The sequence below is a fragment of the Mesorhizobium sp. M4B.F.Ca.ET.143.01.1.1 genome (assembly GCF_004792275.1).
GTDB classification, from domain to species: Bacteria; Pseudomonadota; Alphaproteobacteria; order Rhizobiales; family Rhizobiaceae; genus Mesorhizobium; species Mesorhizobium abyssinicae.
Genome location: NZ_SRSR01000089.1, coordinates 1 through 459, shown reverse-complemented (window position 1 = coordinate 459; position 459 = coordinate 1). Strand labels below are relative to the sequence as shown.

At 56.9% G+C, this 459-nt stretch carries 1 protein-coding gene; it reads right to left on the bottom strand.

The window, feature by feature from the left end; translation table 11 throughout:
- Nucleotides 1-86: 86 nt before the first annotated feature.
- Entirely contained in the window at nucleotides 87-449 is a 363-nt protein-coding gene (locus EN786_RS36095) for a low affinity iron permease family protein (protein ID WP_127312401.1), read from the bottom strand.
- Nucleotides 450-459 lie beyond the last annotated feature (10 nt).

Here is a 459-nt window from a genome sequence, read left to right as displayed (position 1 = left end):
TTCCAGCTCCTCCATAGTGCGAGTGCAGGGCCCCGCGGATAACGCGGAGAAGAATGTGAGCGTCAGCCGTCTTCGAAACGCGCAGTCTACACATCTCGCGACCTTTCCTTCGCCCGGGCGCATGCTGCGCGAAACTCCTCAACCTCTTCCTCCGTCAGATGCTCGATGCCGATAAAGTCGTTCTTGCCCTGGCCGGAGCGGATCAACTCATCGAGCTTTGCCTGGATGGCGGCGCCATCGCGGTTCTGTGTGTTCTGAATCAAGAAGACCATCAGAAAAGTGACGATGGTGGTTCCGGTATTGATGACCAGTTGCCAGGTCTCGGAGTAGTGAAACACAGGGCCAGTTGCCGCCCAGGTCAAAACCGATCCCAAGCAAAGAGCGAACGCCCACGGCCTACCTGTTGCGTGAGCGACTGCTTCCGCCATTCGATTGAACCTCTTTTCCATGACACAAACC